Here is a 6416-nt window from a genome sequence, read left to right as displayed (position 1 = left end):
GTTCAGTTAGATCATGTTCATCTGCTAGTAAAAATCCCCCCGAAATTATCGATATCACACGTAATAGGTCATTTGAAAGGAAAGACAGCGCTGAGATTGTTCAGCAAATTTCCGTACCTGAGGAAGAGCAAATTGTGGGGAAATCATTTCTGGGCGCGAGGGTATTGTGTGGATACCGTAGGTATCAATGAAGAGATGATAAGAAGGTATGTGAAATATCAGGAAAAACACGAACAAGAAGAGAGCCAGCTTCAGCTAAAAGAGATGTGAAGCGAAGGCTCTCAGAGTCAGAGCTAAGTACGCCCCTCTGGGGCGCAATCAATGCCACCTGCTATGCAGGTGGTTTTTTACTTCAGCCGTTCGGCCAGATAGCGTTGATAATCCGGGATCAAAATGTCGACGTTGTCGTTGAATTGCGGCGAAGCGATAATAAAGTCCGCCGTCGATAAGTTAGTCGCCACCGGGATGTTCCAGACCGTCGCCAGGCGCAGCAGCGCTTTGACATCCGGATCGTGCGGAACGGCATTCAGCGGATCCCAGAAGAAAATCAGCACGTCGATTTTCCCTTCTGAAATCAACGCGCCTACCTGCTGGTCGCCGCCCATGGGGCCGCTCAACATGGCGTTCACTTCAAGACCTGTCGCTCGCTGAATCAAATTACCGGTCGTTCCGGTGGCATAAAGTTCATGTTTTGCCAGCACCGGCTGATGCCGCTCTACCCACTTCATTAACGATTGCTTGCAGTGATCGTGTGCCACCAGCGCGATATGCTTGCGCACGGGTAGGGTGCGAGTTGTTGATTCCATCATTAATTCCCGTCAGTTATTTTCGCTACAGATTACTGGAAGCGCCTGATGCTGCAAGAGAAGCAGATAAAAAAATATGAAAATGGTTGAGAGGCTTTGTTTGACATACACTTTGGGAAATCGCCCGGAGGAAATCATGAAAGAAACCGATATCGCTGATATTTTACAATCGACCCGGACTATTGCGCTGGTGGGGGCAAGTGATAAGCCTGACCGCCCGAGCTACCGCGTTATGAAATACTTGCTGGATCAGGGGTATAACGTGATCCCCGTTTCGCCAAAAGTCGCCGGGAAGACGCTGCTTGGGCAACAGGGATATGCAACGCTCGCGGAAGTGCCGGAAAAAATCGATATGGTGGATGTCTTCCGCAACTCTGAAGCGGCCTGGGGTGTGGCGCAGGAAGCCATTGCGGCTGGTGCAAAAACGCTGTGGTTGCAGTTGGGGGTGATTAACGAGCAGGCTGCAGTGCTGGCGCGTGAGGCGGGATTACGGGTGGTGATGGATCGTTGCCCGGCGATTGAAATCCCCCGGCTCGGTCTGGTGAAGTAAAAAATACCCCGCAGTCGGCGGGGTATGCTCAGTTACGCAGGCGTGGCGCCTGAAGTTGTCTGCGGATGGTGCGTGCCAGCTCGTCCATTGAAGGCTGCTCCGGGTGTTCATCCATCACTTCACTGGTGAGTTGCGCCTCCGCAAGATAGGTATGAACCGCCTGGCCGTCGTCGTCTTCCATAACGACATGATACCAGGGCAGAGCACGTAACTCGTCGTTTACCGCCAGCTCATCCGCCGACGGCTCCTCAAGTGAATATTCAGGGTCGATATCGACCACCACGCCAAGATATCCCAGCAGTGAATGGCGAACCTGCTGACCGATACCGAATTTGCTGGCTATCATTGTCACCTCCCGGGAACCTTCTGTTCCCTCAGATATGAGGGTGCGGCTCCAAAATTCAAGTTACATGACGCGACAGGCAAACCCTTTCAGATACAGCCCTTCCGGGTAGGGAGCGATCACAGGATGATCGGCGGCCTGACGGAACTGCTCTATAAATTGTACATCACGACCCGCATCTATTGCGGCATCGGCGATGATTTTCTGAAATAAATCGGTGGTCATCAAACCTGAACAGGAAAATGTCAGCAGTACACCGCCCGGGTTCAGCAACTGAATCGCCAGCATATTGATATCTTTATAACCGCGACATGCGCCCATCAACTGGCTCTTGTTTTCAACGAACTTCGGTGGATCCATCACGATCACATCAAAGGTTTCGCCTTGATCGCGGTATTTGCGCAGCAGCTTGAATACATCATCGCGGACAAACTCGGCTTTATTCAGATCAAGCTTGTTGAGCGTGACGTTCTGCTTCGCCACATCCAGAGCTTCCTGGGAGGTATCCACGCTGACAACCTGGCGGCAGCCGCCCATGAGTGCAGAAACGGCGAAACCGCCGGTATAGGAGAAACAGTTCAGAACGCGCTTATCCGCAACATAGCGGCGGGTCGCCAGACGGCTGTCGCGCTGATCAAGGTAGTAGCCAGTTTTATGGCCGCCCTGAATATCGACATACAACTTCATGCCGTTCTCTTCGATGGGCAGCAACGCAGGCGGCAGCTCACCGAGTACAGGGCCTTGCGTCAGTTCCAGCCCCTCTTTTTTACGCACTGCGACATCACTGCGATCGTAAACAGAACATTGCGGATAGAGGGTTTGCAGCGCGGAGAGAAGCGCCGGACGCTGGTATTCCGCGCCTGCGCTCAGCAGTTGCAATACAAGGAAATTGCCAAAGCGGTCGATAGTTACGCCAGGAAGTCCGTCAGATTCCCCGGCAATCAGGCGATAACTGTCCAGCCCGTCACGCTGCGCCAGCCAGTCACGCCATTGCTGCGCTTGTTGCAGGCGACGCGTAAAGAAAGCGATATCAACGCTTTCATCTTTATTGAACGTCCAGACGCGAGCGCGAATTTGCGAGGCAGGTGACAGCGCTCCGCGCGCCAGCCATTTACCCTGGTGATCGACAATATCAATGGTTTCACCGAGGCTGGCTTTGCCTTCCATCCGTGCGACGGCACCGGAGAAAACCCAGGGATGACGGCGCAGTAACGATTTCTCGCGCCCTTTGGCTAACACTAAACGTACGCTCATAATTTATTATGCTTTATTGCTAAGAATTGGGCGCCATTTTCCGGGTTAGTTCATAGAAATGCAATGAATTCGAGTAGTCGCAGGCATTGTAAACGCGGGTGTGCGTGTTATTCATGTTAATCAAGGGAATGGGATGACGTTAGCGCTCCTTGCTCCCATTTTTGCAATACCAAACGTACGTCCATATTCAGCTATCCTGTAAACTGAAGAATATGGGCGCTAGCGGTACGGGTTCGCCGGGTAAATGCGACGCGCCTGCACTGAAAGGGGAACAATATGACACAAGTTTGCACAATTGCCTGGGTACACGGAATGGTGCAGGGCGTCGGATTTCGTTACAGCACGCAATATGAAGCGCAGCGTCTGGGGCTAACGGGATATGCACGCAATCTGGACGACGGTAGTGTTGAGGTGGTGGCTTGCGGAGAGGCGGAAAACGTCGACAAACTGGTGGCATGGCTTAAAGCCGGTGGACCGCGCAGCGCCCGGGTTGAGAGAGTACTGACTGAACCGCATCAACCCGGTAGAGAATGGAAGAATTTTGGTATCCGCTATTAAATACACTTCACAGGCTTAGGCAGGCCGGCGATTTTCGTCGCCTGTTTTGCCGGGCCTTTCGGGAACAGGCGGTACAGATAGCGGCTGTTGCCTTTCTCTTCGCCAAATTTATTTCCCATCGCTTTAACCAGCATGCGAATAGCCGGCGAGGTATTAAACTCCAGATAGAATTCGCGTACAAAGCGCACCACCTCCCAGTGTTCCGGGGAGAGGGTAATACTCTCTTGTTGCGCAATAGCCTCTGCCAGCGCTTCGCTCCAGAGGGAAGTATCTTTCAGATAGCCTTCGCTATCGGTTTCAATTTCTTTGCCTTCAAACATCAACATAGTTTTTCACAACGTCAGTCAACAACAGCGGCAGTGTAGCAAAAAACAAAGCCCCGCATAAGCGCTGAGGGATCCCCAGTAATGGGCGGGTAAAAAAAGACAGGCGTAGAATTTTGTGATCTACTGATTGTGCAACCAATTCAATGAGATAACCTCTATGCCTGCTTATCGAGTATGTCAGAAATTCTTCCATAATGCTTTAGCCCCCTTTCACAAATACAGGCAAAACGCCTTGCTGGACGCTACTGTTGCTCTTACCAACGGCGCCTCTCTGACACTGACCAGTATTGGTCGTTATTTACCCGGTGCAGCTCAGGTCAAAAATAAAATTAAACGCGTAGATCGCTTACTGGGGAACGCGTCACTGCATCGCGATATTCCTCTTATTTTTAAAAATATTATCTCAATGCTGACGAACAGATTCTCTTTGTGCGTCGTCGCGGTAGACTGGAGCGGCTATCCCTCTCAGGAGTTTCATGTCCTTCGTGCCAGTCTGATTTGTGATGGGCGCTCCATTCCATTACTGAGCTGGATTGTCCCCTCAAAAAAACAACAAAACGCCTGTATCCAGAAAGCGTTTCTTAACGCTCTTGCCGGGGCGATTTCTCTTATCGCATTTAGGTTATCTCATGTCCCTAAAAGTCTGCCAATCACCGTATAGCGCAGGAGTACACGGGGGCTAACGCGCAGTCGAACGAAAACTCACGTTAAGCGATAAAAACTGCCTGAAAAATCGATTAACAGACACGCATGTGTGCTATTTATAGTTTTTCGATTTAAAAGACGCCATTCCAGGTATGATTTTCACTGTCCATAATATTTTGATTTATCGGAAAAAAAGTCCTTAACGTGTGAAACCGTTCCGTTGAGCGTCAAACCCCAAAAATCATCGCGGCACATGCGAGACACTATACCGAACCTTCTGTAGCAGGTTTGAATGCTCAAAACCACATGTTTTATGTGAGATAAATCACCTGTCAAAAATTTGTGGTGAGAATTGATTGGTATAACACATGTCATTAAAGTAATAATACAAATAAAGGAATGTATTATACCAATATCAAATAATCGTAAGGAACGGGCATGAATATAGTGATAAACAGCTTACCTATTATCTGGGTCGCCCTGGGGGTTTTTGTCCTGTTGATACTGAATATGAAGTTTAAAATCAATGGGATGCTGGCCATTTTGTTAGTTTCAATCTTTGTAGGTGTCTGTGAAGGTCTGCCGCTGGAGGCAATCGGTAAATCGATTGAAAATGGGGTTGGCAGCACTTTAGGTCATCTGGCCTTAATCATTCTTTTCGGTGCTATATTAGGTAAGTTAATGGTTGATTCCGGGGCGGCGCAGCGCGTCTCTTCAACATTACTCGCAAAATTTGGCCCCCGGAAAGTTCAGTGGGCAATTATGGTTATTGGACTGATTTTCGGTCTGGCCATGTTCTATGAAGTGGCATTTTTGATTCTGGCACCACTGGTCATTAGTATTGCTCGAGAAGCAAAAATCCCTTTTTTAAAACTGGGTATTACCATGGTTGCTGCCGCCACGACCGCACACAGTCTGTTTCCACCCCAGCCGGGACCAACAGCCCTGGTTACCGCCTTTCATGCCGATATGGGGATGGTCTACATCTACGGCATTATCGTTGCTGTACCCACTGTTATTTGCTCAGGTATTATTCTACCAAAACTGCTTGGTAACCTTGACAGACCAGTCCCTTCTTTACTGGAATCACAAAAAGTTTTTACAGAAGAAGAAATGCCAGGATTTGGCATTAGCCTTTTAGTTCCGCTAATCCCGGCCATTATTATCACCTGCGTAACAGTGATAAAGTTATTCCTTGCCGACAATAACCCCCTGTTACCTTTATTGAATTTTATCGGAAGCGCTCAAATAAGTATGCTAATTGCCGTGCTTGTCAGCTTATATGCGTTCGGCATATTACGCGGCAAAAGCATGTCTGAAGTGATGAGTTCTTACAGTGAAGCCATTGAGAAGGTTGCTTTAGTAGTCTTTATCATTGGCGCAGGAGGGGCATTCAAGCAAATCATTATGGATACCGGCGTTGGTGATTATATTGCCGAGATGATGCGTTCTTCTTCCATCTCCCCCCTGGTTATGGCCTGGTTTATTACCGTGTTGCTGCGTTTGGCTACGGGTGCGGGAACAGTTTCTGCGATCACTGCTGCAGGGATTGTAGGGCCAATGATCCACACGTTTAACGTCAATCCGGCCCTGATGGTGCTTGCTACCGCTTCAGGTAGTAATACCCTCACTCACGTCAATGACGCAGCGTTCTGGCTCTTCAAAGAATATTTTGGTTTGTCGATGAAAGATACGTTTAAGACATGGGGATTACTTGAACTGACGAACTCTGTGGTTGGTCTGGGAATTGTTCTGTTGCTAAGCCTTATCGTCTGATAATCAGACCTATCCCCAAGGTATCTATGTGAGACAGGGGGGCAGTTTGGATATAGAGAATTATTGTACTATAAGGGCTTCCCCGGCATGTCAACGCCGGTTTTTATGGTTTCTGTCTGCACTACAGTAAAAATAAAGGGAAGAGACTGCGGTACTAT

At 49.1% G+C, this 6416-nt stretch carries 8 protein-coding genes and 1 pseudogene; 5 read left to right on the top strand and 4 right to left on the bottom strand.

Annotated elements, in window-relative coordinates; all coding sequences use genetic code 11:
* Positions 1–270 (top strand): IS200/IS605 family transposase (tnpA, locus tag GA0061070_RS23665; RefSeq protein ID WP_139109806.1); only part of this gene is annotated, 270 nt, incomplete at its 5' end.
* Between the two features lie 77 nt (positions 271–347).
* Here tnpA and mgsA read toward each other — a convergent pair.
* Positions 348–806 carry a methylglyoxal synthase gene (mgsA, locus tag GA0061070_RS23660; protein WP_090138929.1) on the bottom strand — a complete coding sequence of 153 codons (459 nt, stop codon included), beginning with the start codon at positions 804–806 and terminating at the stop codon, positions 348–350.
* 136 nt (positions 807–942) lie between these two features.
* Between mgsA and GA0061070_RS23655 the strand changes: the two genes are divergently transcribed.
* Complete coding sequence (locus GA0061070_RS23655) at positions 943–1356, top strand: CoA-binding protein (RefSeq protein WP_090138926.1); 414 nt, start codon at positions 943–945, stop codon at positions 1354–1356.
* Between the two features lie 28 nt (positions 1357–1384).
* On the opposite strand, the gene hspQ is transcribed toward GA0061070_RS23655, so the two are convergent.
* Both hspQ and rlmI read right to left on the bottom strand, forming a co-directional pair.
* Positions 1385–1702: a heat shock protein HspQ gene (gene hspQ, locus GA0061070_RS23650; RefSeq protein ID WP_007374192.1), complete on the bottom strand. Its 318-nt coding sequence runs from the start codon at positions 1700–1702 to the stop codon at positions 1385–1387.
* 60 nt (positions 1703–1762) lie between these two features.
* The gene (gene rlmI / locus GA0061070_RS23645) at positions 1763–2953 is read right to left on the bottom strand and encodes a 23S rRNA (cytosine(1962)-C(5))-methyltransferase RlmI (protein ID WP_090138923.1); all 1191 of its coding nucleotides are present in this window, start codon (positions 2951–2953) and stop codon (positions 1763–1765) included.
* A gap of 276 nt (positions 2954–3229) precedes the next feature.
* Between rlmI and yccX the strand changes: the two genes are divergently transcribed.
* Entirely contained in the window at positions 3230–3511 is a 282-nt protein-coding gene (gene yccX, locus GA0061070_RS23640) for an acylphosphatase (RefSeq protein ID WP_090138922.1), read from the top strand.
* Here the strand turns inward: yccX and tusE are convergent.
* Positions 3508–3837, bottom strand: coding sequence for a sulfurtransferase TusE (gene tusE, locus GA0061070_RS23635; protein WP_090138920.1), 330 nt, complete (start codon positions 3835–3837; stop codon positions 3508–3510). The genes yccX and tusE overlap by 4 nt on opposite strands.
* 157 nt (positions 3838–3994) lie before the next feature.
* Here tusE and GA0061070_RS23630 point away from each other — a divergent pair.
* Positions 3995–4441, top strand: a pseudogene (locus tag GA0061070_RS23630) (IS4 family transposase); the annotation flags it as partial.
* A gap of 491 nt (positions 4442–4932) precedes the next feature.
* Positions 4933–6258, top strand: coding sequence for a gluconate:H+ symporter (locus tag GA0061070_RS23625; protein ID WP_208598206.1), 1326 nt, complete (start codon positions 4933–4935; stop codon positions 6256–6258).
* Positions 6259–6416 lie beyond the last annotated feature (158 nt).

The organism is Kosakonia oryziphila (assembly GCF_900094795.1).
Lineage (GTDB): Bacteria > Pseudomonadota > Gammaproteobacteria > Enterobacterales > Enterobacteriaceae > Kosakonia > Kosakonia oryziphila.
This window is presented reverse-complemented; position numbering and strand designations above follow the sequence as displayed.

Bases quoted from the DNA above. Each gene is read 5' to 3' on its own strand.
- hspQ (WP_007374192.1), bottom strand. From the start codon at position 1,702: ATGATAGCCAGCAAATTCGGTATCGGTCAGCAGGTTCGCCATTCACTG.
- GA0061070_RS23655 (WP_090138926.1), top strand. From the start codon at position 943: ATGAAAGAAACCGATATCGCTGATATTTTACAATCGACCCGGACTATT.
- tusE (WP_090138920.1), bottom strand. From the start codon at position 3,837: ATGTTGATGTTTGAAGGCAAAGAAATTGAAACCGATAGCGAAGGCTAT.
- yccX (WP_090138922.1), top strand. From the start codon at position 3,230: ATGACACAAGTTTGCACAATTGCCTGGGTACACGGAATGGTGCAGGGC.
- mgsA (WP_090138929.1), bottom strand. From the start codon at position 806: ATGGAATCAACAACTCGCACCCTACCCGTGCGCAAGCATATCGCGCTG.
- rlmI (WP_090138923.1), bottom strand. From the start codon at position 2,953: ATGAGCGTACGTTTAGTGTTAGCCAAAGGGCGCGAGAAATCGTTACTG.